22 protein-coding genes, 3 tRNA genes and 1 pseudogene are annotated in these 23699 nt (G+C 60.7%); 6 read left to right on the top strand and 20 right to left on the bottom strand.

Annotated features, from left to right (window positions below; all coding sequences use genetic code 11):
- Nucleotides 1-5: 5 nt before the first annotated feature.
- Nucleotides 6-926 carry a ribokinase gene (gene rbsK / locus BMX68_RS08695; protein WP_017133644.1) on the bottom strand — a complete coding sequence of 307 codons (921 nt, stop codon included), beginning with the start codon at nucleotides 924-926 and terminating at the stop codon, nucleotides 6-8.
- Between the two features lie 262 nt (nucleotides 927-1188).
- Between rbsK and BMX68_RS26640 the strand changes: the two are divergent.
- Nucleotides 1189-1645, top strand: a pseudogene (locus BMX68_RS26640) (zincin-like metallopeptidase domain-containing protein); the annotation flags it as partial.
- Nucleotides 1646-1680: 35 nt separating this feature from the next.
- Here BMX68_RS26640 and BMX68_RS08685 read toward each other — a convergent pair.
- A complete protein-coding gene (locus tag BMX68_RS08685) occupies nucleotides 1681-2265 on the bottom strand; it encodes a TetR/AcrR family transcriptional regulator (RefSeq protein WP_017133646.1) in 585 nt (194 codons plus the stop codon).
- A 296-nt stretch (nucleotides 2266-2561) separates the two neighbouring features.
- On the opposite strand from BMX68_RS08685, the gene BMX68_RS08680 reads away from it, so the two are divergent.
- The 4 genes from BMX68_RS08680 (at nucleotide 2562) to BMX68_RS08660 (ending at nucleotide 4338) form a co-directional block, all read left to right on the top strand.
- Nucleotides 2562-2825, top strand: coding sequence for a thioredoxin domain-containing protein (locus tag BMX68_RS08680; protein ID WP_143063264.1), 264 nt, complete (start codon nucleotides 2562-2564; stop codon nucleotides 2823-2825).
- A 70-nt stretch (nucleotides 2826-2895) separates the two neighbouring features.
- A complete protein-coding gene (locus tag BMX68_RS08675; protein WP_017133648.1) occupies nucleotides 2896-3171 on the top strand; it encodes a hypothetical protein in 276 nt (91 codons plus the stop codon).
- 26 nt (nucleotides 3172-3197) lie between these two features.
- The gene (locus BMX68_RS08670; RefSeq protein ID WP_017133649.1) at nucleotides 3198-3518 is read left to right on the top strand and encodes a putative quinol monooxygenase; all 321 of its coding nucleotides are present in this window, start codon (nucleotides 3198-3200) and stop codon (nucleotides 3516-3518) included.
- Between the two features lie 361 nt (nucleotides 3519-3879).
- On the top strand, nucleotides 3880-4338 hold the full coding sequence (locus tag BMX68_RS08660) for a RidA family protein (RefSeq protein ID WP_017133651.1): 459 nt from the start codon (nucleotides 3880-3882) through the stop codon (nucleotides 4336-4338).
- Nucleotides 4339-4643: 305 nt separating this feature from the next.
- On the opposite strand, the gene BMX68_RS08655 is transcribed toward BMX68_RS08660, so the two are convergent.
- The 18 genes from BMX68_RS08655 to leuC form a co-directional block, all read right to left on the bottom strand.
- Nucleotides 4644-4720 (bottom strand) — tRNA-Asp (locus BMX68_RS08655).
- A gap of 114 nt (nucleotides 4721-4834) precedes the next feature.
- Nucleotides 4835-4911, bottom strand: a tRNA-Asp gene (locus BMX68_RS08650).
- An 83-nt stretch (nucleotides 4912-4994) separates the two neighbouring features.
- Nucleotides 4995-5070: transfer RNA gene (locus BMX68_RS08645), tRNA-Val, on the bottom strand.
- A gap of 147 nt (nucleotides 5071-5217) precedes the next feature.
- A complete protein-coding gene (locus BMX68_RS08640) occupies nucleotides 5218-5997 on the bottom strand; it encodes an SDR family oxidoreductase (protein ID WP_017133652.1) in 780 nt (259 codons plus the stop codon).
- Complete coding sequence (locus BMX68_RS08635; RefSeq protein WP_017133653.1) at nucleotides 5994-7205, bottom strand: O-succinylhomoserine sulfhydrylase; 1212 nt, start codon at nucleotides 7203-7205, stop codon at nucleotides 5994-5996. The genes BMX68_RS08640 and BMX68_RS08635 overlap by 4 nt, the downstream gene beginning before the upstream one ends.
- 63 nt (nucleotides 7206-7268) lie before the next feature.
- Nucleotides 7269-8774: an amidophosphoribosyltransferase gene (gene purF, locus BMX68_RS08630; RefSeq protein ID WP_017133654.1), complete on the bottom strand. Its 1506-nt coding sequence runs from the start codon at nucleotides 8772-8774 to the stop codon at nucleotides 7269-7271.
- A 41-nt stretch (nucleotides 8775-8815) separates the two neighbouring features.
- A complete protein-coding gene (locus BMX68_RS08625; RefSeq protein WP_017133655.1) occupies nucleotides 8816-9373 on the bottom strand; it encodes a CvpA family protein in 558 nt (185 codons plus the stop codon).
- A gap of 94 nt (nucleotides 9374-9467) precedes the next feature.
- Nucleotides 9468-10142, bottom strand: coding sequence for an SPOR domain-containing protein (locus BMX68_RS08620; protein WP_060783699.1), 675 nt, complete (start codon nucleotides 10140-10142; stop codon nucleotides 9468-9470).
- Nucleotides 10126-11433 (bottom strand): bifunctional tetrahydrofolate synthase/dihydrofolate synthase, encoded by a 1308-nt coding sequence (gene folC, locus BMX68_RS08615; protein WP_017133656.1) that lies wholly within the window; start codon nucleotides 11431-11433, stop codon nucleotides 10126-10128. The genes BMX68_RS08620 and folC overlap by 17 nt, the downstream gene beginning before the upstream one ends.
- Entirely contained in the window at nucleotides 11430-12350 is a 921-nt protein-coding gene (gene accD, locus BMX68_RS08610) for an acetyl-CoA carboxylase, carboxyltransferase subunit beta (protein ID WP_060784031.1), read from the bottom strand. The genes folC and accD overlap by 4 nt, the downstream gene beginning before the upstream one ends.
- 107 nt (nucleotides 12351-12457) lie before the next feature.
- Complete coding sequence (locus BMX68_RS08605) at nucleotides 12458-13078, bottom strand: phosphoribosylanthranilate isomerase (RefSeq protein WP_017133657.1); 621 nt, start codon at nucleotides 13076-13078, stop codon at nucleotides 12458-12460.
- A 64-nt stretch (nucleotides 13079-13142) separates the two neighbouring features.
- Nucleotides 13143-13967, bottom strand: coding sequence for a tRNA pseudouridine(38-40) synthase TruA (truA, locus tag BMX68_RS08600; protein ID WP_017133658.1), 825 nt, complete (start codon nucleotides 13965-13967; stop codon nucleotides 13143-13145).
- Between the two features lie 174 nt (nucleotides 13968-14141).
- Nucleotides 14142-16664 (bottom strand): FimV/HubP family polar landmark protein, encoded by a 2523-nt coding sequence (locus BMX68_RS08595; protein WP_017133659.1) that lies wholly within the window; start codon nucleotides 16662-16664, stop codon nucleotides 14142-14144.
- 205 nt (nucleotides 16665-16869) lie between these two features.
- Nucleotides 16870-17871 (bottom strand): aspartate-semialdehyde dehydrogenase, encoded by a 1002-nt coding sequence (locus tag BMX68_RS08590; RefSeq protein ID WP_017133660.1) that lies wholly within the window; start codon nucleotides 17869-17871, stop codon nucleotides 16870-16872.
- A gap of 264 nt (nucleotides 17872-18135) precedes the next feature.
- Nucleotides 18136-19248, bottom strand: coding sequence for an aspartate-semialdehyde dehydrogenase (gene asd / locus BMX68_RS08585; RefSeq protein WP_017133661.1), 1113 nt, complete (start codon nucleotides 19246-19248; stop codon nucleotides 18136-18138).
- A gap of 68 nt (nucleotides 19249-19316) precedes the next feature.
- Nucleotides 19317-20399 carry a 3-isopropylmalate dehydrogenase gene (leuB, locus tag BMX68_RS08580; protein ID WP_017133662.1) on the bottom strand — a complete coding sequence of 361 codons (1083 nt, stop codon included), beginning with the start codon at nucleotides 20397-20399 and terminating at the stop codon, nucleotides 19317-19319.
- 166 nt (nucleotides 20400-20565) lie between these two features.
- Nucleotides 20566-21210, bottom strand: a complete 645-nt coding sequence (gene leuD / locus BMX68_RS08575) for a 3-isopropylmalate dehydratase small subunit (RefSeq protein ID WP_017133663.1) — start codon at nucleotides 21208-21210, stop codon at nucleotides 20566-20568.
- Between the two features lie 10 nt (nucleotides 21211-21220).
- Nucleotides 21221-22639: a 3-isopropylmalate dehydratase large subunit gene (gene leuC, locus BMX68_RS08570; protein WP_060783707.1), complete on the bottom strand. Its 1419-nt coding sequence runs from the start codon at nucleotides 22637-22639 to the stop codon at nucleotides 21221-21223.
- Nucleotides 22640-22791: 152 nt separating this feature from the next.
- Between leuC and BMX68_RS08565 the strand changes: the two genes are divergently transcribed.
- Nucleotides 22792-23682: a LysR family transcriptional regulator gene (locus tag BMX68_RS08565; protein ID WP_060783708.1), complete on the top strand. Its 891-nt coding sequence runs from the start codon at nucleotides 22792-22794 to the stop codon at nucleotides 23680-23682.
- Nucleotides 23683-23699: the final 17 nt, after the last annotated feature.

Genomic DNA, 23699 nt, shown 5'->3' with positions numbered 1-23699 from the left:
TCGGATTAGACGCCGTCAAGAAACCGCGTAAAGCTACCAGCGTCGGGGTACGAGCTTTGGGTGCCCAAGGCGGTGACCGAGCAAGCGGAATACGCCACTGCCCGTGTCATTGCCGCACGCATGTCGCCATCCCGATTCCAGTAATGAGCGAAGCAGCCAATGAACGCATCGCCAGCGCCGGTGGTGTCACGTGCGACGACCGAGCGACCCGGCACGTGAAACTCACCCTCCGCGCCCACGTATAGCGCGCCTTTTTCCCCAAGAGTAACGATGACATGGCAGATGCCTTGCGCGGACAACTCACGCGCAGCCAGCAGCGCCGTGTCGGGACCGTCGACAGGCTTGCCGGTGATCAGCGCCAGCTCGCTTTCGTTGGGGATCAAAAAATCGAGTTGCGCCAAATGCTCGCGGCTCAACCCCGCGACCGCGGGTGCGGGATTGAGCAACACCGCAATGCCATGGCGCTTGGCAAAATCAATGGCGTGGTAGACGGTCGCCAGCTCGATTTCCAACTGCAGGACGATAAGGCTGCACTCGCGCAGCGCCGCTTCGGCGGTATCGATATCGGCAGGCTTCAAATGCGCATTGGCGCCTTTGACGATAAGGATGCTGTTGTGGGAATCGCTCTGGACAAAAATCGGCGCCACGCCACTGGACACGCCCGCCACACGCGTCACGTAGCGGGCGTCGATGCCATGGCGCTGAAAATTGGCGAGGGTGTTATCGGCGAACAGATCGTCGCCCACTTTACTCAGCATCAACACCTCGGTGCCGAGCTTGGCGGCAGCTACTGCCTGGTTGGCGCCTTTACCGCCGCAGCCCATGGCAAAGCCTGGCGCCTCCAGGGTCTCGCCCTGGCGAGGCATTCGGTCGATATAGGTAATCAAGTCCACCATGTTGCTGCCGATGACCGCGATCTTGTTCATGGATATTTTTACCTTGTGCACGTTGTGGCAGGCACCACGACGTCATTATTTTTGTTATTTAAATAACATTTATTGTTACTATTCAACCTTTTTTATCAAAACCCGCAAAAAAAGATCAACGCGACAAGGATGTTGGGCACCGGAAACACTGAATCCCCTTCGATTGCCCGATGCGTGGCAGCGCGCAGTACTGCTCGAACGCTCCGATCACGCGTGGTCCGTATTCGGGTAACCATTTAGCGCTGCTCCGGGCTGAGGCCGGAAGCCGAGGGAGCGCGAGGAACAGACCGAGTCAGCCAACCCTTGTTCGATGAAAACAGTCAGCCCAAAATTGCTCACCTCGGCACTCTCAGGACACATTTTCTGTTCGACATCGAGTCAACGGAGGAAATCGGAACAGTCAATGAAACCTTACTAAGGACGGACCCGAACTATCCCTTTGCGGTCAACAACCCCGCGAAAACCTGCTGTTGAGTTCGGATGCAAAAATCGTTGATCGGCCTGCTGACGAAGCGGTTTGGCACGCGATCAGGGAGCTCATTCAGCTGCCGCCAAAAGCGTAATTTCACGATGTAGGTGGGCACTACGCCACTGCCCTTCACGAGCGGGCGCAGTGGGCTGGACATCACTCTCCGTTGCAGCACGAAGACGTGACGTCAGCCTGTTCGCCCGGGTCGCCAGGCGGCGCGTTTGCGGCGTTGATCGTCGAGAGGGGCGCCGTCTGATGTGCAAAAGCAATTCGTGGGGCGAGGCGTCAGGATTCAGGCCAGGACAATAGTGCGGCGTGTACCACCCGGCGGGACGCCTCCCTCGAAAAACCGGCTTTCGCCTGGACAGCCATGCCCTGGATCAACGTGACTATGAGTGAGGCGGCATCGTCGCAGGTCATGCCCGGTGGCAGTGGGCCCACCGCGACCGTTTCTTCGAACCGGTCCCGTAGCTTCAGTCTGAATCGCTCGCGGTTACGTGCAAGTTCCAATCTGATCAGCTCGGCGTCCGTGGAGCAGGCCAGCGCGGCGTTGGTTTCGAGACAGCCCGGCGGGGTTAGTTCAGCGCTGTGCAACTGCGTCATTCCGTAGAGCAGCCGCTCGGCGATACGACGCGGCGTCGGCTCTGCAAGTGCCTCCTGCCGAAAACCCAGAAAGTCACGATAATATCGCTCGACAACGCGCCGGAATAGCGCCTCCTTACTGCTGAAAGCCTTGTAGAGGCTGGATTTGGTCAGCCCCATCGCCTCGAGCAGATCACTTAGCGAGGTGCCCTCATAACCTTTCTCCCAGAAGACCTGAAGGGCAGCCTGCAAAACCTCATTTTCATCAAACTCTCGCGGACGTGCCATTTGCTTGCCTGTTTTCCTAGTGTGAATAGGGACCAATCGGTTCCGATTCCACTAGCTTACCGAACTTTGGCTACCGCGGGGTAGCGCCCGGCTTTCGCATCGAGCTACCCGAACCTCATGGACCCACCGCTGAAGCTGCGCTTCGGGTGGCCCGTGGCTCGCCTTGATCGGGCCTTAGGCCGGGTCCGAACCGAACAACCAGCCTCAGAGGGAACCACTGCGTGCCCACTAGGCGACGAGGAGCCGTCAACGGCATGTTGACATCCGTCCGACATCTCTGAATAATTGGATACCAATTGGTCCAGAATAGATTGTTGTTGCGCGCTCATTGCACCGAAGGTCGCGGCCTGCTTGTGGCACGGGTCGCCGAGGCGAGAATCAATCCTGAAGAGGCCCTGGATACGGGCCTGTTCACAGCCGAGGTTCGAGCACGCAAGCAGACATGGATCAAGCGTGGAATTCGGTCGGCACCGACCCTTGTCTTCAAGGAACACAAAACGGTGATGGGCGATCAGTTGATCGACGCCTTTAAGACCTTGATCCGCAAGCTGGTGGGTTAGCCAGCGAGCGCCTGATATTTTTTCGCCTAGAAATGTACCGATAGGTTCACAATGTTAAGAGGATCACTCCATGAAACTTAGCAGTGAAGTTGCCGTCGCCAAGGCTGTCGTCGCCAAACGCGGCAGCCCTGCGATGGGCATTAGCGTCGTTGGCGACGCAGCACATCTTGTCGGCTTCGCCTCGTTCATCGGCCTCATCGGCATGGCGAGCGATCTCAGCGCCTCCGTACCGACAGCCGGCCTGCTCACAGCCCAACATTCACATCGGCGTGCTGCCGCGCTTGCACTGCCGTTCGCCCACGGGCGGATGGTGACGCCGGAACTCCCGCTTGACGCTTTTTTTTAACTTTACTTGCCCATAAGGATCACATCATGTCCGATCGCATCTCATTCATCGTCCGCCTGCCTGCCAAGCCCGGCCATGTCGAGGAACTTAAGAAGGGCTTGCTCTTCGTCACCGACCAGATGGCCAACGAACCCGATTTCGTCACCACTTGGATTCATCACCCGGTCGACGATCCCGACACAATCGTTCTCTACGAAACCTGGGACTGCAGCATGGAATATTTCATGTCCCATCACATGAAAGCTTCGTACCGCGCCGACTATGAGGCGGTGCTGTCGAAGGTACTGCGCACAGAGCGCAGCTTCGAATTCCTCGTGCCGTTCAAAGAATATCCCAAAGCCACCTGATTCCTGCTTCCCAGGGTCTGTACGCAATGTTTGCCAGGCGAGCCGGCTTTCAACGCCGCATGAGCGAGCGCAGCTGCATGTCGGCCAGAGCCTAGGTAAAGCGGATCACTGAAAAGAAAGACTACGATGGTAAGAACTGAGGCGCTAAACCCGGACCCAGTGCCGGCCGGTTTGAAACCGACTCTCGATGCATTCAGCAAGAGCCTCGGATTCACCCCGAATAGGCTGGCGACTTTCGCGCAGAGCCCGATCGCGGTCCGGCGCAGACTGGAAGCGGCAGCAGCCTAGAACAATCCCGGAGAGGTAGGGATGAAGCACATGGCCCGAATACCGGGCCGGTTTATTCAACAGGAGATCAGCTATGACCAACACGAACGCAACGAAATTCAAAGAGGCGGCCTATCACGGTCTGCCGGCGGAAGACAATTATGGCTATGCACAGGCGATCAAGACCGGAAACATGATCTATGTGTCCGGCCAGCTCAGCCACGACGATAAAGGTGCCATGATCGCACCTGCCACGCTCGATGCAACCGGCAAGCCAGCCGACTTCTCGATGATGGCGCAGCAGATGCGAGTGACCTATGCAAACGCCGCGAAGATCCTGGCACAGTTCGGAGCCACCCTCGACCACGTGGTGGAAGAGACGCTCTATGTCCTCGATGTCGATGAGGCGTTCGCGGTGGCGGGCAAGGTGCGCAAAGAAGCCTACGCCACGGCGCGCCCTCAGTGCGCCAGCAATCTGATTGGCGTATCGAGATTGGCCTTTCCTGAGCAGCTCATCGAAATCGTCTTCAAGGCGGTGCTACCTCCAACATAGCCAGACGCGGATTGATATCCACTGGAACCGTATGCCCGTTCGAGCCAGTCTTTTCGGGTGAGATCGAAGATGCTGTCGGTGTCATGTGTGTGCGCTAGCGCACTGAGATCGATAAGGCGCAGGGGCCGCAGATCAAGATGAGGCTCGTCATAGTTCCCCTGACTCGCGCCCCCTGAAAATAGATCAGAAGGTGTAAACCCTTATTCAGGACGGGACAGTGGATTTTTTCAGACGCGAAAAAAAGCGGCCCATGGCCGCTATTTTCGTAGCTTCCGGGCGTTCAGTGGCCCTGATGGAAGCAAATATGGCGCAGCGGACGGGACTCGAACCCGCGACCCCCGGCGTGACAGGCCGGTATTCTAACCGACTGAACTACCGCTGCGTATCGCTCAGACTTGCGTCTGTTTGAAACCTTTAAACCCGTGATCGAAAGCCTTCGGTGGCTGTCAATCGCAGACCGGTCACTCGTTTACCAAGTAGTCGATCTGTACAAATATGGCGCAGCGGACGGGACTCGAACCCGCGACCCCCGGCGTGACAGGCCGGTATTCTAACCGACTGAACTACCGCTGCGCGTCGGTTGGAGACTCCTTGCGGAATTTCCGATTTTCTTGCCACTCTCTTGCGAGATGCTTTCTGACGAAAGACTCTGGAAGTGGTGGGTGATGACGGGATCGAACCGCCGACCCTCTGCTTGTAAGGCAGATGCTCTCCCGGCTGAGCTAATCACCCTTTGCTTCGTCGAGGCCGCGAAATTTACGCAGATAACGAATCTAAGTCAATAGCCTGCTTGAAGTTTTTCTGAAAAAGACCAATTAATGTCAGCACCACCGGCGCCCCGTCGGGACGAAAAACCCTGGCCACACGACCCACAGCCGTCTAGTCGCAATAAATCATTTTCTTGCTCATGCCACCATCGACCACAAATTCCTGGCCAGTGACAAAGCCCGCACTTTTCGACAACAACCATGCCACGATCGCCGCCACATCCTCGACCGTGCCGACCCGGCCCGCCGGATGCTGGGCATGGTCGATATCGCTGAGCGGCTCGGCACGACGCACCGAAGGATCACGAGCATCGATCCAGCCCGGACTGACTGCATTGACGCGAACTTCCGGGCCGAGACTGATTGCCAGGGCGTGGGTCAATGCCAGCAACCCACCCTTGCTCGCCGCATAAGCCTCGGTATCAGGCTCCGACTGCGCCGCTCGGGTCGACGCCAGGTTGACGATGGCCCCGCAATGGGCGCGAAGGTACGGCGCACAATGCTTGGCCAGCAACATCGGCCCGCTGAGGTTGACCGCCAGCACACGGTTCCAATGCGCCAGGTCGAGGCTTTCGAGGGTGATGTTGTGCGGATCGGCAATCGCCGCATTGCACACTAACGCATCCAACCGACCGAACCGCCCTAATACATCGGCCACACCCTGGGCCACTTGCGCTTCGTCGGAAACATCCATGGCGATGAAGCAGGCATTCTCGCCCAGGGCATCGGCGACTTTGGCGCCCCGAGCCTTGTCGAGGTCGCTCAGGACCACCTGCCAGCCTTCGCTGATCAACCAAGCGGCGATACCCAATCCGATGCCCCGCGCCGCGCCAGTGACCAGCGCGACGCGGCCGTTGTTGCCAACGCCGGCTTCGAGGGACAGCTCGATCACAGCGCGGCCAGACCGCGTGCCAGATCGGCTTGCAGATCCGCCACGTCTTCCAGGCCAACCGCAACGCGAATCAGACTGTCGCGAATCCCCGCCGCTTCACGCTCCTGCGGCGACAGGCGACCGTGGGAGGTGGTGCTCGGATGGGTGATGGTAGTCTTGGTGTCACCCAGGTTGGCGGTGATCGAGATCAACCGGGTAGCGTCGATAAAGCGCCAGGCACCCTCTTTGCCGCCCTTGACCTCAAAGCTCACCACGCCGCCAAAGCCGCGCTGCTGGCGCTGGGCCAACTCATGTTGCGGATGGCTCTTGAGGCCCGCGTAGTACACCGCCTCGACACCGTCCTGCCGCTCCAGCCACTCGGCCAGGGCCAGGGCATTGGCGCAGTGTGCGCGCATGCGCAAGTTCAGGGTTTCCAAGCTCTTGAGGAAGATCCAGGCATTGAACGGGCTGAGACTCGGCCCGGCGGTACGCAGGAAGCCGACGACTTCCTTCATTTGCTCGCCACGACCGCAAACCACCCCGCCCATGCAACGGCCCTGGCCGTCAATGTACTTGGTCGCCGAGTGCACCACGATGTCCGCACCGAGTTGCAGCGGCTGTTGCACGGCGGGCGTGCAGAAGCAGTTGTCGACCACCAGCAACGCCCCTTTGGCATGGGCGATATCCGCCAGGGCGGCGATATCCACCAGCTCGGCCAGCGGGTTCGATGGCGATTCGACGAACAGCAGCTTGGTATTGGCCTTGATGGCCGTCTCCCAGCCGGACAATTGCGCCAGGGGCACGTAGTCGACTTCGACGCCAAAGCGCTTGAAGTACTTTTCGAACAGGCTGATGGTCGACCCGAATACGCTACGCGATACCAGCACGTGGTCACCGGCACTGCACAAGCTCATCACCACGGCCATGATCGCGGCCATGCCGGTCGAGGTCGCAACGGCCTGCTCGGCGCCTTCCAGGGCGGCGATGCGCTCTTCGAACGCACGCACGGTCGGGTTGGTATAGCGTGAATAGACATTGCCCGGCACTTCCCCGGCAAACCGTGCAGCCGCATCGGCGGCAGTGCGGAAAACGTAGCTGGAGGTGAAGAACATCGGGTCACTGTGCTCCCCTTCCGGGGTACGGTGCTGACCGGCACGAACGGCCAGGGTGTCGAAGGCTACGCCGTCGAGATCGCTGTCCAGCCGACCGGCATCCCATTCCTGACTCATGCTGCCACTCCTTGCTCTGATCTTTGGAAGATACCAAACCGGCCCCTTGGGGCCGGTTCTTACTCAGTTGTTGTACAGATCGATGATCGCACTGACCGCCTGGGTCTTTACCTTAGACGCATCATTGCGCGCCTGCTCGATCTTGTTCAGGTAGTGCTCGTCGATATCGCCAGTGACGTATTGGCCGTCGAACACCGCGCAGTCGAACTGTTCGATCTTGATCTTGCCACCGCCCACCGCCTCGATCAGGTCCGGCAGGTCCTGATAGATCAACCAGTCGGCACCGATCAGGTCCGCGACATCCTGGGTGGAACGGTTGTGGGCGATCAGTTCGTGGGCACTCGGCATATCGATGCCGTAGACGTTGGGGTAACGCACCGCCGGGGCCGCCGAGCAGAAGTAGACGTTCTTCGCGCCAGCTTCACGGGCCATCTGGATAATCTGCTTGCAGGTGGTGCCGCGCACGATGGAGTCGTCCACCAGCATCACGTTCTTGCCACGGAATTCCAGCTCGATGGCGTTGAGTTTCTGCCTTACCGATTTCTTGCGCGCCGCCTGGCCCGGCATGATAAAGGTCCGACCGATGTAGCGGTTCTTCACGAAACCTTCGCGAAACTTCACGCCCAGGTGGTTAGCCAGCTCCAGGGCCGCGGTACGGCTGGTGTCGGGAATGGGGATGACCACGTCGATGTCATGCTCTGGACGCTCGCGCAGGATCTTCTCCGCCAGCTTCTCGCCCATGCGCAGACGCGCCTTGTACACCGAGATGCCGTCGATGATCGAATCAGGACGCGCCAGGTAGACGTGCTCGAAGATGCATGGGGTCAGGCTCGGGTTGCTCGCGCACTGACGGGTGTGCAGCTTGCCCTCTTCAGTGATGTAAACCGCTTCGCCGGGCGCCAGATCGCGAATCAGGGTAAAACCGAGTACGTCCAGGGACACGCTTTCAGAGGCGATCATGTACTCAACGCCTTCGTCGGTGTGACGCTGGCCGAAAACGATCGGGCGAATGCCATGGGGGTCGCGAAAGCCAACGATGCCGTAGCCGGTGATCATCGCCACCACGGCGTAGCCACCGACACAACGGTTATGTACGTCGGTCACGGCGGCAAAAACGTCTTCCTCGGTCGGTTGCAGCTTACCGCGCTGGGCCAGCTCATGGGCGAACACATTGAGTAGCACTTCCGAGTCGGAGCTGGTGTTGACGTGACGCAAGTCGGACTCGTAGATCTCCTTGGCCAACTGTTCGACGTTGGTCAGGTTGCCGTTGTGTGCCAGGGTGATGCCATATGGCGAGTTGACGTAGAACGGCTGGGCCTCGGCCGAGGTCGAGCTGCCGGCGGTCGGGTAACGCACGTGGCCGATGCCCATGTGGCCAACCAGGCGTTGCATATGGCGCTGATGAAACACATCACGGACCAGGCCGTTGTCCTTGCGCAGGAATAACCTGCCGTCATGGCTGGTCACGATACCGGCAGCGTCCTGGCCGCGGTGCTGGAGTACGGTTAGCGCGTCATACAGCGCCTGATTGACGTTCGACTTACCGACGATACCGACGATGCCACACATGCGACGCAACCCCTACTTAATGAATCTGAACTGAACAGCACTTACTGGGGCGCTTTGGCCGGTAAGAGATGTTCCTTGAACGGAAGGTCAGCAGGTACGCTGATCCCGCTGGCCAGCCACTGACTGCTCCACCCCAGGATGAGGTTCTTGGACCAGTCGGCAACCAATAGAAATTGTGGCACGAGTCGGGACTCCTGCCACCATGCATCCTGCTGTACCGGCCCCAGGCTGAGCAGCCCGACCGCCACGACCACCAGCAACGCGCCACGCGCGGCACCGAAGGCCATGCCGAGAAATCGATCGGTGCCGGACAGCCCGGTAACGCGAATCAACTCGCCGATAAGGTAATTGACCATGGCGCCGACCAACAAGGTAGCGACGAACATGATGGCACAACCCGCGATCACGCGAGCCGAAGGTGTCTGAATATAGTCGGCGAGGTACACGGACAACGAGCCACCGAACATCCAGGCAATGACGCCGGCGATGATCCAGGTAAGCAAGGACAAGGCCTCTTTGACAAAGCCGCGACTCAAGCTGATCAAAGCGGAAACGACGATTACCGCGATAATCGCCCAGTCAACCCAGGTAAATGGCACAGTGCAGCCTACGAACGGATAAGGCGGCGCATTTTAGCAGAGCGCCGCCTTGCTGGTAAGGCGATTGTCAGTGCATTTCGATACAAGCCGCCGCTTAACCGCGTTCAGGTTGGAATCTTACGACAAAACCGTTCAGCTTCTGCTGGCGACCGAGCAAGTCACGCAGGCGATCGGCCTCCGCACGCTCGATCAGCGGACCGACAAATACCCGGTTCTTGCCGTCTGCGGAGCGGATATAAGCGTTGTAGCCCTGGCTACGCAGGTTTTTTTGCAGGCTTTCGGCACTTTCACGGCTCGACAGGCTGGCCAATTGCACCGACCAAGTGATCGGCAGACCGTTGGGGTCCACTCGGCTCTGCGTGGTATCGAGCTTCGCCGGCGCTACCGCCACCGCTTGGGCTGGCGTCTGCGCGGGCGCGGTGGCGGGCTTGGGTGTGGCCGGCGGGGCGGCAGGCTTGGTCGCGGCGACCGCCGTTGGCGGCTTGGTGGCCGGAATCGGCATCGATGGCACTGGGGGTGGCGTGACCGCCATCTCGTCCTGCTCTTCCGGCACGGGTTCCTGGGGCAGGCTTTGCGGCTCGGGCACCGCTACCGGCTCGACCTGTACCTGAGGCATGGCCGGAGCCTGCGGCGCGGCGGGCGGATCGACGCGTATCTGACGTCGCTCGTCCTGACGGGAAAACAGCATCGGCAGAAAGATCACCGCCAGCGCCACCAAAACCAGGGCACCCACCATCCGCTGCTTGTACGCTTTATCCAGCAATGCCATATGCAGCTTCCTCCGTGGCGCGCCGGGCGAGCCATTCCAGCGCCTCGGCCACACAAAAAAACGATCCGAACAACAGAATTTCATCGTCAGCCGTCGCCAGGTCGCATTGCCCTTCCAGAGCCGCAGCGACGCTTTCGTAGGCCGTCACCGACGCTCCGCGAGCCTGCAAGGCAGCCTGCAGATCGACCGCCGGCCGGCTGCGCGGCGATTGCAACGGCGTCACCGCCCACTCTTGCACATAAGCATCGAGTGGCGACACCACGCCGTCAAGATCCTTGTCCAACAGCAGGCCGAACACCGCGAGGCGCCGCCCGCCGGGGACGCGGCGGGCCAGGCGCTCCGCCAGGTATTGGGCGGCATGGGGGTTGTGCCCGACATCCAGCATGAGTTGCAACGATTTGCCCCGCCAGTTGACGGTACGGCGATCCAGGCGACCGACGATACGGGTCGCCCGCAAGGCGGCGGCGATCCGCTCCGGCTGCCACGGCAAATCCATCAGGGCATAGGCCTGGAGCGCCAACGCAGCGTTCTCCATCGGCAGGTCGAGCAATGGCAGGTCACGCAGCTCCAGCACCCGCCCCTTGCCGCCCAGGCCGCGCCACTGCCAATGCGACTCGGTGATGCCAAGATCAAAATCGCGACCGCGCAGGAAAAACCGGCAACCCAGCTCCCGCACCCTGTCCAGCAGGGCCTGCGGCGGATTCAGGTCACCGCACAGTGCCGGCCGGCCCTGACGAAAGATTCCGGCCTTTTCATAGGCTACCGATTCGCGGGTATTGCCCAGGTATTCGCTATGATCGACACCGATACCAGTCACCAGCGCCAGGTCGGCATCCACCACATTGACCGTGTCCAAACGCCCGCCGAGCCCGACTTCCAGGACCACGACATCCAGTTGCTCACGCTCGAACAGCCAGAACGCCGCCAGGGTGCCCATTTCGAAGTAGGTCAGGGAAATCTCGCCACGGCCAGCGTCCAGCGCCGTGAAGGCCTCGCACAACTGCGCATCGCTCGCTTCCACGCCGTCGATCTGCACGCGCTCGTTGTAGCGCAGCAGGTGCGGCGAACTGTAGACCCCGACCTTGAGGCCCTGGGCCTGCAGCAAAGCGGCGACAAAAGCACAAGTCGAACCCTTGCCATTGGTGCCGGTCACGGTCACTACCCGAGGCGCCGGCCTGCCCAACCCCATGCGTTTCGCTACCTCTTGCGAACGCTCCAGCCCCATGTCGATAGCCGAGGGGTGCAATTGCTCCAGGTAGGTGAGCCAGTCGGCCAGGGTCCGTTGGGTCATACGGTTGCCGGCACCGGCGGGATAACGATGGAGTCCACAGGAGCGGCGACATACACCGGCGTCGGCAGCCCCATCATCTGGGCCAGCAGGCTACCCAGGCGCGGACGCAGTTCCTGGCGCGGGATAATCATATCGATGGCACCGTGCTCCAGTAGGAACTCACTACGCTGGAAGCCTTCCGGCAGCTTCTCGCGAACGGTCTGCTCGATCACTCGCGGACCGGCGAAACCGATCAGCGCCTTGGGTTCGCCGACGATCACATCGCCGAGCATCGCCAGGCTGGCGGAAACACCGCCGTAGACCGGATCGGTCAGCACGGAGATGAACGGCAGCCCTTCTTCACGAAGACGCGCCAACACCGCCGAAGTCTTGGCCATCTGCATCAGCGAGATCAGCGCTTCCTGCATCCGCGCACCACCGGAAGCCGAGAAGCAAACCATTGGACAACGGTTCTCCAGGGCATAATTGGCGGCACGAACGAAGCGCTCGCCGACGATAGCGCCCATGGAACCGCCCATGAACGAGAATTCGAATGCCGAAACCACCACCGGCATCCCCAGCAGCGTGCCACTCATGGAGATCAGCGCGTCTTTTTCGCCGGTCTGCTTCTGCGCCGCGCTCAAGCGGTCCTTGTACTTCTTGCCGTCACGGAATTTCAGCCGGTCCACGGGCTCCAGGTCCGCGCCCAGCTCGGTGCGACCTTCGGCGTCCAGGAAGATATCGATGCGGGCACGGGCACCAATACGCATGTGGTGGTTGCACTTGGGGCAGACGTCCAGGGTCTTTTCCAGCTCAGGACGATAGAGCACCGCCTCGCACGAGGGGCATTTGTGCCACAAACCTTCAGGCACCGAGCTTTTCTTCACCTCGGAACGCATGATCGAAGGGATCAGTTTGTCTACTAACCAGTTGCTCATGCTTTCTTTCTCCAATTCGTTTTCGGCCCGTCCAACAACCGGGCCCGCCTGTTTTCTAGCGGCGGTATGCATGGACGGTGGCAGGCTGTCGTCCGTCACATCGGCGATCAACAGGCGCGCACCGCCTGGATGAACGCTTTGATCTTGGCGGGGTCCTTGATGCCCTTGCTGCGCTCTACCCCACCGCTGGTGTCCACGGCATACGGCCTGACCTGGGCAATCGCGTCCGCCACGTTCTGCGCATCCAACCCCCCAGCCAGAATGATCGGCTTGCTCAATCCTTGCGGCACCAAAGACCAATCGAATGCCTCGCCGGTGCCACCGGGAACGCCCTCGACATAGCTATCGAGCAGTATCGCGCTGGCACTGGGATAGGCCTGGCACGCTGCGGCGATATCGTCGCCAGGCTTGACTCGTAGCGCCTTGATGTAGGGGCGGTGAAAGCCCTCGCACTGCTCGCGGGTTTCATCGCCATGGAACTGCAGCGTGTCCAGCGGCACCGCATCGAGGATCTCGCCCAGTTCACAACGGCTGACATTGACGAACAGACCTACGGTGGTCACAAACGGCGGCAAGGCAGCGATGATCGCTCGCGCCCGCTGGAAGGTCACTGCCCGTGGGCTCTGGGCATAGAACACCAAACCAATGGCATCGGCACCGGCTTCGACAGCGGCCAACGCATCTTCAATGCGGGTGATCCCGCAGATTTTGCTGCGAACGATGGACATGGCGGCAGAACCCCTAGGGTTTTTCGAGTAAAGTTCCGGATGGTAGCAAATGCTTTTCCAGGCGTCAGCCGGCAAGTTCCGAGAATCCCGTCAGGAAGTGCGGCCCGATATAACGCTGCGGTAAAGCGAACTCCTCCCGGTATTCCACCTGCACCAGGTACAAACCGAACGGATGAGCCGTTACGCCGCCTGTACGGCGGATACGGCTTTCCAACACCTCGCGCGCCCACGCCACCGGTCGCTCGCCGGCACCGATGGTCATCAGCACCCCGGCGATATTGCGCACCATATGATGCAGGAAGGCACCGGCACGGATATCGATGACAATCATCTTGCCATGCCGGGTCACTCGCAGGTGGTGGACTTCCTTGATCGGCGACTTGGCCTGGCATTGCCCAGCCCGGAACGCGCTGAAATCGTGGATACCCTCCAGATGGCGGGCCGCCTCGGCCATGCGCTGCTCATCCAGTGGCCGGTGATTCCAGGTGACTTCCTCATTGAGGTGCGCCGGACGGATCGAGTCATTATAGATCACATAACGATAACGCCGAGCGATGGCCTTGAAGCGCGCATGGAAATGTGCCGGCATAACCTTGGCCCAACTGACGCTGATGTCATGGGGCAGATTGATATTGGCGCCCATGACCCACGCCTTCAGCGAGCGCTCGGCCTGTGTGTCGAAATGCACCACCTGCCCGCAAGCGTGTACCCCGGCATCGGTGCGCCCGGCACACATCAGGGAAACTGGCGAAGCCGCCACTTTCGACAAGGCGTTTTCCAGGGTTTCCTGCACCGTGAGCACACCGCAGGCCTGACGCTGCCAGCCGCGATAACGCGAGCCTTTGTATTCGACACCCAGGGCGATCCGGGAAAAGCCGTCAGCCGCCATTTCGACAGCCGGGTTATCTATATTTGCCAAGGACTTACAGCCTGATAATTTGCGCAAAGGCGTGCATTATAAAGCGCGCGCCCGCGGGCGCCATGCATCGAGCGCTTTTTTAGTTCGATCAAACGACAACGGCAGCCCGAAGGCCGCCGTTGTCTTTAGCGCCAGCAGATCAACTTATGTCAGACGATTGAGCATTTCCCTGGCTTGGTTTTTTTGCACTTCGCTGCCTTCACTCAGGACTTCAGCGAGAATATCCCGTGCGCCATCCTTGTCGTCCATGTCGATATAGGCCTGGGCCAAATCGAGCTTGGTCGCCGCCTCGTCGGCTCCCGAGAGGAAGTCGAACTCCGGTTCGTCATTCCCCAGGGCCGCCTTATCGACGGTCGAGGTCGGTGCCACCGGCGATGGCTGCTCCAACCCTTGAGACAGACGCTCCAGCTCGGCATTGACATCATCGAGCTCGTCGGTGAAAGCATTCGACCCGGTATCAACCGCCGATTCGTCGGCCAACGACAGGTCGAAATCGTCCGCCAGCCCTAACTCATCCAGCGCATCGAGAGCCGGTAGTGCGCCCTGTGGCGCCAGGGGATCGTCGGTCAAGCCCAGCAGAAAGTCCTCGTGCGCCTCGATTGGGGCCGGCTCGTTACCCCCCAGATCCAGATCGAAGTCCAACAGGTCGTCGGAGCTCGCCGAGGCTTTAGTCTGTTGCCCCAGCACCGATTCGAAGCTCAGGTCGTCGTCGAGTTGCAGGTCATCCAGGCCCAGATCGGCGACCGGAGCCGAAACCACCGAAGGCGAAGCTGCCTCCAGGTCATCCAGACTGAGGTCGAAGTCGCTGTCGAACCCCTCCACCACTGGCGCTGTCGCAGGCGCCTGCGCAACCACGGGTTCCGGCGTCGCAACCGCGGCTGGCGGCTCATCCTGCAACAGTGCCTGGACAAACTGTTCGTCCAGCTCGGCCGCGACGGCCGCCGCGCCAAGACCGGCGACCGCCGCCGTGGCGATCATGCCGGGAAAGCGACTCTTGAGCTGCTCGACCTGGGCATGGTTATCGCCATTGGCGATCAGCTGTCGTTCTTGGACGACAAAGCCGTCACGATCACCCTGGCGACCATAAACCTCCATGAGTTTCAGCCGCAGATCGCTACGCCGCGGCTCGAGCTTGACCGCTTCTTCCAATAGATCGGCGGCCTGGTTCAGGTGGCCGCGCTCGATATGCAGCGCTGCCTGCCCCAACACATCGGTTGGGCGCTCAGCGATGGGAGCCGGCGCTTGGGCCGGCGTCAGCTTTACGCTGGGCGCAGGCACCTCCAGGCCCTCGAAACTGCTTTGCGGTAGAGACAGGTCTGCCGCGAAGTCACTTTCTTCAGACAGCGCCCGCGCCATGCGCTGGTGCTTTTCGGCTTCCTGCTGAGCCTTGCGACGACGGATCAGCAGCAGCATGAGCAACAACAACACCAGCACCACGGAACCGGCGATCAAGCCCAGCAGAATCGGGCTGGACAGCAAGTCGTCGAGCTTGCGCTCTTTGCCGGGCGCAACGTCGGCCTGAACCGGCTTGCTCGGCTCGCTTGGCGCAGGCGCCACTTGCGGCTTGGCCACCAGTTCGGCCGGCATTGCCGGCTGGCCGGCGGCGGGTGCGACGTCCGTACCTTGCGCTTGCAACTTGGCCAGTTGATCGTTCTTGAGTTGGATCAGTCGCTGCAGTTTGTCCAACTGGCTCTGCAGGTCGTCCATACGGCTTTTCAGCTCGGCATTGTCGCGACGGGCAGCATCGAGGCTTTCCTGCGTCACCGCCAATTTGTCGCTCAAGGCCTTGCTGTCGCCAGCCGCGCCCTTGCCGCCCTTCTTGGCGCTCTCGGCCGAGACCAGGCTCAGGTTATCCTTGTCGGCGCCGGGGGCTGGTGCCGCTTCACCGCCCTGGCGTCGGCTGGCATCCACTTGCTGTTTGCCGGTATGGGAAGAACGACGCCCCTGGCGCCACGCGGCATTCTGCGCGGCCACCTCGGCAATCGCCTTGGAGGGCGCCAGGCGGGTGCTTTGCACCGGATCCGGCAGGCGCAGCACCTGGCCGGTTTTCATGCGGTTGATGTTGCCATCGATAAAGGCATCCGGGTTCAATGCCTGGATAGCCAGCATGGTCTGCTGCACGGAAGCGCCATTGCGCTCCTGGGCGGCAATTTCCCAGAGGGTATCCTTGGGACCGGTGGTGTATTGCTTGACCTGGGTCGGCGCGGTGACTGGCGCGCTGGGTGCGACAACGGGCGCCGACTGGCCGGCATCGCCCGCCGGGGCATACTTCGACGGATCGAGCAGTACGCTGTAATCACGCATCAGCCGGCCACTGGGCCACTGCACCTGGACCAAAAACCGCACATAGGCTTCAGACAACGGTTTGCTCGAAGTGACACGCACCACGCTGCGCCCGGCGGGGTTCAGCACCGGGGTGAAAGTCAGGTCGTTCAGGAAGTCCTGGCGGTTGACGCCAGCGTCGCTGAACGCCTGGGGAGAAGCCAGGCTGGGAACGATATCGGAAGCGCTGAGGCCACCGACATCTTGCAATTCGATTTCCACCAGCAACGGCTGGTTCAGGGTCGACTTGAGGGTCATTTCCCCCAGCCCAAGCGCATGCGCCATACCGGAGGACAGCGCCGAAGCGGCCGCTATTGCTAACACCAGTTTGCGAACTTGAACCATAGCCTCTTCCTTTGTTAGTGCATTCCTCGGCCAGCGAGAAGGTGGTGTAGCTGCCTTGCGGCATGGCGTGCGGCCCTGAAAAACCACCGCAACACCCTGTTTTAGCCGATACCGCTGCAAGTGCCCGAGGGCAGCTCACCTTCAGCAACCAGCCTGAGCATAGCGTCAGGCTCGAATCATTCTGCAAATTGTCGCCAAGTATCTTTTACAGCGGGTCTTTTATCAACAATTCGGCCAATTGCACAGCGTTTAGCGCGGCACCTTTGCGGACATTGTCCGATGTCAGCCACAGATTCAATTCCGACAGATCATCAACACCGTGACGAACCCGCCCCACATAGACCACATCCTGGCCCACGGCGTCACCGACGGCGGTCGGATAATCACCGGCGTCCACCAGTTCGATGCCGTCCGCGGCTTCCAGCGCGGCGTTCACCGCTTGCAGATCGACATCAGCCGCCGCTTGCAGAGACACACTATAGCTATCGCCAAAAAACACCGGGGCTTGAACGCAAGTGACTGAAATTTTTAGTAAAGGTGTTGCGAGCAGTTCACGCAACTCGCTGACCAGGCGTTTTTCCAGGGCAACATGCCCCTCGCTATCCGGCTTGCCGACCTGGGCCAACAGGTTGAACGCCACCTGCCGATCGAAGAAGCGCGGCTCCAGCGGGCGCACATTCAACAGCTCAGCAGTCTGCCGGGCCAGTTCGCCGACGGCTTCGCGGCCCTGGCTGGACACCGCCAGGCAAGCGGTCAAGGTCACGCGCTGGAGATCGAGCAGGCCCTTGAGCGGTGCCAACACCACGGCCAGGGAGGTGGCCGCTGCGCTCGGACTGCACACCTGCACTGGCTTTTTCAGCGTGGCCAACACTTGGGCATTGGCCTCCGGCACCACCTGAGGCGCGAGCAAGGCGCCGGACAGATCGATAACCGTGCAACCGGCCATGGCGGCACGCGGGGCAAAACTGAGGGTTACCGCCGGACCGGCAGCGAAAAACACCAACTGGGCCTTGGCGAAATCGAACTCATCGACCTCACGAACACGCACGTTCTTGCCGCGAAATGGCACCGAGTGACCGGCGGACTCGCTGCTGGCCAGCACATGCAAGTCAGCCACAGGAAAGTCGCGCTCTTCGAGAATCTGCACCAAGGTCTCGCCCACCGAGCCGGTGGCGCCGATCACGGCAATATCAAAGGACTGTCTCATGGGTTTGATCTCTGGCAACGCGGGGGAGCGGCACTTTACCCGTGACGGCGCGGACAGGCAATTGAGTGCCCGCAGGCCTCACACGGTGATGGTGGCGAGCCGGCTTGTCGGAGCGACTGACACACCGGGGTCTGCGAGCTTAGGGCCGGCAAGCCCACCAGCCACAAACAAGCCACTGACGACAAAAAAGTAGCATTGCGCTGGCCGAAACCCAAAAAAAACCGCGACCCTGACGAGGCGCGGTTTTTTCGATCCTTCGGCGTATCAACGCTCCAGCAGGATCCGCAACATGCGCCGCAGCGGCTCGGCCGCGCCCCACAGCAACTGGTCACCCACCGTGAACGCACCGAGGAACTGCGAGCCCATGTTCAGCTTGCGCAGACGCCCCACCGGGATATTCAGGGTGCCGGTGACTTTGGTCGGACTCAGCTCCTGCATGCTGATATCACGCTGGTTCGGCACCAGCTTGACCCATGGGTTGTGCTGGCTGATCAGCCCCTCGATATCGGCGATCGGCACATCCTTGTTGAGCTTGATGGTCAGCGCCTGGCTATGGCAACGCATGGCGCCGATGCGCACGCAGATGCCGTCCACCGGGATCGGACTCTTGAAGCGACCGAGGATCTTGTTGGTTTCGGCCTGGGCCTTCCATTCTTCGCGGCTCTGGCCGTTCGGCAGCTCCTTGTCGATCCACGGAATCAGGCTACCGGCCAATGGCACCCCGAAGTTTTCGGTCGGGTAGGCGTCGCCGCGCATGGCTTCGGCCACACGGCGGTCGATGTCGAGGATGGCGCTGGCCGGATCGGCCAGTTGCTCGGCAACGGCGGCGTGGGTGGCGCCCATCTGCTTGATCAGCTCACGCATGTTCTGCGCGCCGGCACCGGACGCCGCCTGATAGGTCATGGCGCTCATCCACTCCACCAGGCCGGCTTCGAACAGGCCGCCCAAGCCCATCAGCATCAGGCTGACGGTGCAATTGCCGCCGATGTAGTTCTTGGTTCCGGCATCCAGTTGCTGGTCGATGACCTTGCGGTTCACCGGGTCGAGGATGATGACCGCGTCATCCTGCATGCGCAGGCTAGAGGCGGCATCGATCCAATAACCCTGCCAGCCGGCCTCGCGCAGCTTGGGGAAAACCTCGCTGGTGTAGTCGCCACCCTGGCAGGTCAGAATCACGTCGAGGGTTTTCAGCTCTTCAATGCTGTAGGCATCCTTCAGCGGGGCAATATCCTTGCCCACGGACGGACCTTGGCCACCGACATTGGAAGTGGTGAAAAACACCGGCTCAATAAGATCGAAGTCCTGCTCTTCCAGCATCCGCTGCATGAGCACGGAACCGACCATACCGCGCCAACCGATCAGACCTACACGTTTCATCGCAACTACACCTTTTACAAAAGTGGGTCACCGCTTCCAGGGATGAAAGAAACGGCGGGCCCGAGAGATTACAGATTCCGCAGCGCGGCGACTACTGCGTCGCCCATTTCCCGCGTTCCGACTTTGCTGCAGCCGGTCGACCAGATGTCGCCGGTCCGCAGGCCCTGGTCCAGCACCCGGCTCACAGCCTGCTCGATGGCAGATGCGGCGTCGTGCAGATTGAAGCTGTAGCGCAGCATCATCGACACCGACAGGATGGTCGCCAACGGGTTGGCGATGCCCTGCCCGGCGATGTCCGGAGCCGAACCGTGGCAAGGCTCGTACATGCCCTTGTTGTTGGCATCCAGCGAGGCCGACGGCAACATGCCGATGGAGCCGGTGAGCATCGACGCTTCGTCGGAAAGAATGTCGCCGAACAGGTTGTCGGTGACAATCACGTCGAACTGCTTGGGCGCGCGCACCAGTTGCATCGCGGCGTTGTCGACGTACATGTGGCTCAGCTCGATGTCCGGGTAGTCCTTGGCGACCTCCTCGACCACTTCGCGCCATAGCTGGCTGGAGGCCAGAACGTTGGCCTTGTCCACCGAGCAGAGCTTCTTGCCGCGCACGCGAGCCATGTCGAAGCCGACACGGGCGATGCGACGGATTTCGCTTTCGCTGTACGGCAGGGTGTCGTAGGCCTGGCGCTCGCCGTTTGCCAGCGTCTGGCTGCCGCGTGGGGCGCCGAAGTAGATGCCGCCGGTCAGTTCGCGGACGATCAGGATATCCAGGCCCGAGACGATTTCTGCCTTCAGGCTCGATGCATCGGCCAATTGCGGGTAGAGGATCGCCGGACGCAAATTGCCAAACAGGCCCAGTTGCGCCCGGATCTTCAGCAGGCCGCGCTCGGGACGGATATCCCGTTCGATCTTGTCCCACTTCGGTCCACCCACGGCACCGAGCAACACCGCATCGGCGGCACGGGCGCGGTCCAGGGTTTCATCGGCCAAGGGCACGCCATGTTTGTCGATGGCGGCACCGCCGATCACATCGTGGCTTAACTCGAAACCCAGACCGTACTTCTCGTTGGCCAGCTCCAGCACCTTGACCGCTTCGGCCATGATTTCCGGGCCAATACCGTCACCCGGGAGAATCAGAATCTGCTTGCTCATGTTTTCCTCATGTTATCTGTCGGTGCGCCCGTGATCACGGCACAACCTGGAAAAAATCTAGTGCTCGGCCCACGGCAGTGCGCCTGACGCATGTGCGGGCGACCTGTTCACCGAAGGGCTTTTTTTGCTCGACAACCTGCGTGAGCGTGGAGGCCACTGCAGCAACTCAAGCGTCACGAAACAACCACGGTTGGCTGGCCCGATGCTTGGCCTCAAAGGCCGCGATCGCGTCGCCGTCGGTCAAGGTCAGGCCGATATCGTCCAGGCCGTTGAGCAAGCAGTGCTTGCGAAACGCATCGACTTCGAAACGATAGACCTTACCGTCCGGACGGGTCACGGTCTGAGCGGCGAGATCGATCGTCAACTGGTAGCCTGGGGTCGCTTCGACCTGCTGGAACAGTTCATCGACTTCGCTTTCATCGAGAATGATTGGCAACAGGCCATTCTTGAAGCTGTTGTTGAAGAATATATCGGCATAGCTCGGCGCGATGATGCTGCGAAAACCGTACTCATCCAAAGCCCACGGCGCATGCTCGCGACTGGAACCGCAACCGAAGTTTTCCCGCGCCAGCAGGACACTGGCCCCCTGGTAACGCTCGGCGTTGAGCACGAAGTCCTTGTTCAAGGGACGCTTGGAATTGTCCTGGTAGGCGTAGCCGACATCCAGGTAGCGCCACTCGTCGAACAGGTTCGGACCAAAGCCGGTGCGCTTGATCGACTTGAGAAACTGCTTGGGAATGATCTGGTCGGTATCGACGTTGGCACGGTCCAATGGGGCGACGAGACCGCTGTGCTGGGTAAAGGCTTTCATGGGGTTTTCCTCAGATCAATTCGCGAACGTCGATAAAACGACCGTTGACGGCAGCCGCCGCCGCCATGGCGGGACTGACGAGGTGGGTACGCCCGCCAGCGCCCTGGCGCCCTTCGAAGTTGCGGTTGGAGGTCGATGCGCAGTGCTCGCCGCTTTCCAGGCGGTCGGGGTTCATCGCCAGGCACATGGAGCAGCCCGGTTCACGCCACTCGAAACCGGCCTCGAGGAAAATCTTGTCCAGGCCTTCCGCTTCCGCCTGGGCCTTCACCAGGCCCGAACCCGGCACCACAATGGCCTGCTTGATGGTCGAAGCCACCTTGCGCCCCTTGGCGATCGCCGCCGCCGCACGCAAGTCTTCGATACGCGAGTTGGTGCAAGAACCGATGAACACGCGATCGAGCTGGATATCGGTGATCGCCTGGTTGGCCTGCAGGCCCATGTATTTGAGCGCCCGCTCGATGGAGCCGCGCTTGACCAGGTCGGTTTCCTTGGCCGGGTCCGGCACGTGCTGATCAACCGCCAGGACCATTTCCGGCGAAGTGCCCCAACTGACTTGCGGCTTGATCTGCGTGGCGTCGAGCTCGACCACCGTGTCGAACACCGCATCGGCGTCGGACACCAGGTCTTTCCAGGCTTCAACAGCCAGGTCCCACTCGGCGCCTTTCGGTGCGAACGGGCGACCCTTGACGTAGGCCACGGTCTTTTCATCGGCGGCCACCAAGCCCACGCGAGCACCGGCTTCAATGGACATGTTGCAGATGGTCATACGGCCTTCGATGGACAACTCGCGGATCGCACTGCCGGCGAACTCGATGGCGTGGCCGTTACCGCCGGCGGTGCCGATCTTGCCGATCACAGCGAGGACGATGTCCTTGGCGGTCACGCCAAACGGCAACTGGCCCTCAACGCGCACCAGCATGTTCTTCATTTTCTTCGCCACCAGGCACTGGGTGGCGAACACATGCTCGACCTCGGAAGTGCCGATACCGTGGGCCAAGGCGCCGAAGGCGCCGTGGGTCGAGGTATGGGAGTCACCACAGACAACGGTCATGCCCGGCAAGGTCGCGCCCTGCTCCGGGCCGATGACGTGCACGATGCCCTGGCGCACGTCATTCATCTTGAATTCGGTGATGCCATATTCATCGCAATAATCGTCGAGGGTCTGGACCTGCAGGCGCGACACCTGGTCGGCGATCGCCGTGATACCGCCTTTGCGTTCAGGGGTGGTCGGCACGTTGTGGTCGGGGGTGGCAATGATCGAGTCGACCCGCCAAGGCTTGCGCCCGGCCAGCTTGAGACCTTCGAACGCTTGCGGCGAGGTCACTTCGTGGATGATGTGACGGTCGATATAGATCAGCGACGACCCATCGTCGCGCCGTTTCACTTCATGGGAATCCCAAAGCTTATCGTAAAGCGTTTTGCCGGCCATCAGACGTTTCCTCATCAGCGTGTTTCTATGCCCCGGTCTATTGATCACTGTTCTCAATAACCCTTTGGCTTGTGAGGTCGATCCTAGGGCGTTAGAGTGAATAACTCAAATTCATAATTTTTATGCTTTGGATAGCCTAACGGAATACCATCATGGACCTGGCCAACCTCAACGCCTTTATCGCCATTGCCGAGACGGGCACCTTCTCCGGTGCCGGCGAACGCCTGCACCTGACCCAGCCGGCCATCAGCAAACGAATTGCGGTGCTGGAGCAGCAACTCAAGGTGCGCCTGTTCGACCGGCTGGGCCGCGAGGTGGGCCTGACCGAAGCCGGCCAGGCGCTACTGCCCCGTGCCTACCAAATCCTCAATGTACTGGATGACACCCGCCGAGCGCTGACCAACCTCAACGGCGAAGTCAGCGGACGCCTGACACTAGCCACAAGCCATCATTTGGGCCTGCATCGCCTTCCCCCGCTGCTGCGAGCCTTCACCCGCCGGTATCCCCAGGTGGCGCTGGATATTCAGTTCCTCGACTCGGAGGTGGCCTATGAGGAAATCCTCCATGGGCGCGCCGAGCTGGCGGTCATCACCCTGGCACCCGAACCGCATCATCTGGTCCGCGCGGTGCCGGTCTGGGACGACCCCCTGGATTTTGTCGTCGCCCCCGAGCACCCGTTGGCCAGAAACGGCACGGTCAGCCTCAGGGACATTGCCCACCAACCGGCAGTTTTCCCCGGCGGCAACACCTTTACCCACCATATCGTCCAGCGTCTGTTCGAGGGTCAGGGTCTTACACCGAATATCGCCATGAGCACCAACTACCTGGAAACCATCAAGATGATGGTTTCCATCGGCCTGGCCTGGAGCGTACTACCGCGCACCATGCTCGACGATCAGGTGGTACGCATACCTTTACCGGGCATACAACTGAGTCGCCAGCTAGGCTATATCTTGCACACTGAACGGACGTTGTCGAACGCCGCGCGGGCCTTTATGGCTTTATTGGATGAACAGACGGATTTGCCAGCCTTATCGGCATAAGTCGGAGCTGGCTGACC

Source organism: Pseudomonas agarici (assembly GCF_900109755.1).
GTDB lineage: Bacteria > Pseudomonadota > Gammaproteobacteria > Pseudomonadales > Pseudomonadaceae > Aquipseudomonas > Aquipseudomonas agarici.
This window is presented reverse-complemented; position numbering and strand designations above follow the sequence as displayed.

Coding starts and splice junctions, on each gene's coding strand:
- BMX68_RS08620 (WP_060783699.1), bottom strand. CDS start 10,142: ATGGCATTGCTGGATAAAGCGTACAAGCAGCGGATGGTGGGTGCCCTG.
- rbsK (WP_017133644.1), bottom strand. CDS start 926: ATGAACAAGATCGCGGTCATCGGCAGCAACATGGTGGACTTGATTACC.
- truA (WP_017133658.1), bottom strand. CDS start 13,967: ATGGCGGCTGACGGCTTTTCCCGGATCGCCCTGGGTGTCGAATACAAA.
- purF (WP_017133654.1), bottom strand. CDS start 8,774: ATGTGTGGCATCGTCGGTATCGTCGGTAAGTCGAACGTCAATCAGGCG.
- BMX68_RS08660 (WP_017133651.1), top strand. CDS start 3,880: ATGACCAACACGAACGCAACGAAATTCAAAGAGGCGGCCTATCACGGT.
- BMX68_RS08605 (WP_017133657.1), bottom strand. CDS start 13,078: ATGTCCATCGTTCGCAGCAAAATCTGCGGGATCACCCGCATTGAAGAT.
- BMX68_RS08670 (WP_017133649.1), top strand. CDS start 3,198: ATGTCCGATCGCATCTCATTCATCGTCCGCCTGCCTGCCAAGCCCGGC.
- BMX68_RS08565 (WP_060783708.1), top strand. CDS start 22,792: ATGGACCTGGCCAACCTCAACGCCTTTATCGCCATTGCCGAGACGGGC.
- accD (WP_060784031.1), bottom strand. CDS start 12,350: ATGAGCAACTGGTTAGTAGACAAACTGATCCCTTCGATCATGCGTTCC.
- BMX68_RS08595 (WP_017133659.1), bottom strand. CDS start 16,664: ATGGTTCAAGTTCGCAAACTGGTGTTAGCAATAGCGGCCGCTTCGGCG.
- asd (WP_017133661.1), bottom strand. CDS start 19,248: ATGAAACGTGTAGGTCTGATCGGTTGGCGCGGTATGGTCGGTTCCGTG.
- BMX68_RS08675 (WP_017133648.1), top strand. CDS start 2,896: ATGAAACTTAGCAGTGAAGTTGCCGTCGCCAAGGCTGTCGTCGCCAAA.
- folC (WP_017133656.1), bottom strand. CDS start 11,433: ATGACCCAACGGACCCTGGCCGACTGGCTCACCTACCTGGAGCAATTG.
- BMX68_RS08635 (WP_017133653.1), bottom strand. CDS start 7,205: ATGAGTCAGGAATGGGATGCCGGTCGGCTGGACAGCGATCTCGACGGC.
- BMX68_RS08685 (WP_017133646.1), bottom strand. CDS start 2,265: ATGGCACGTCCGCGAGAGTTTGATGAAAATGAGGTTTTGCAGGCTGCC.
- leuD (WP_017133663.1), bottom strand. CDS start 21,210: ATGAAAGCCTTTACCCAGCACAGCGGTCTCGTCGCCCCATTGGACCGT.
- leuC (WP_060783707.1), bottom strand. CDS start 22,639: ATGGCCGGCAAAACGCTTTACGATAAGCTTTGGGATTCCCATGAAGTG.
- leuB (WP_017133662.1), bottom strand. CDS start 20,399: ATGAGCAAGCAGATTCTGATTCTCCCGGGTGACGGTATTGGCCCGGAA.
- BMX68_RS08590 (WP_017133660.1), bottom strand. CDS start 17,871: ATGAGACAGTCCTTTGATATTGCCGTGATCGGCGCCACCGGCTCGGTG.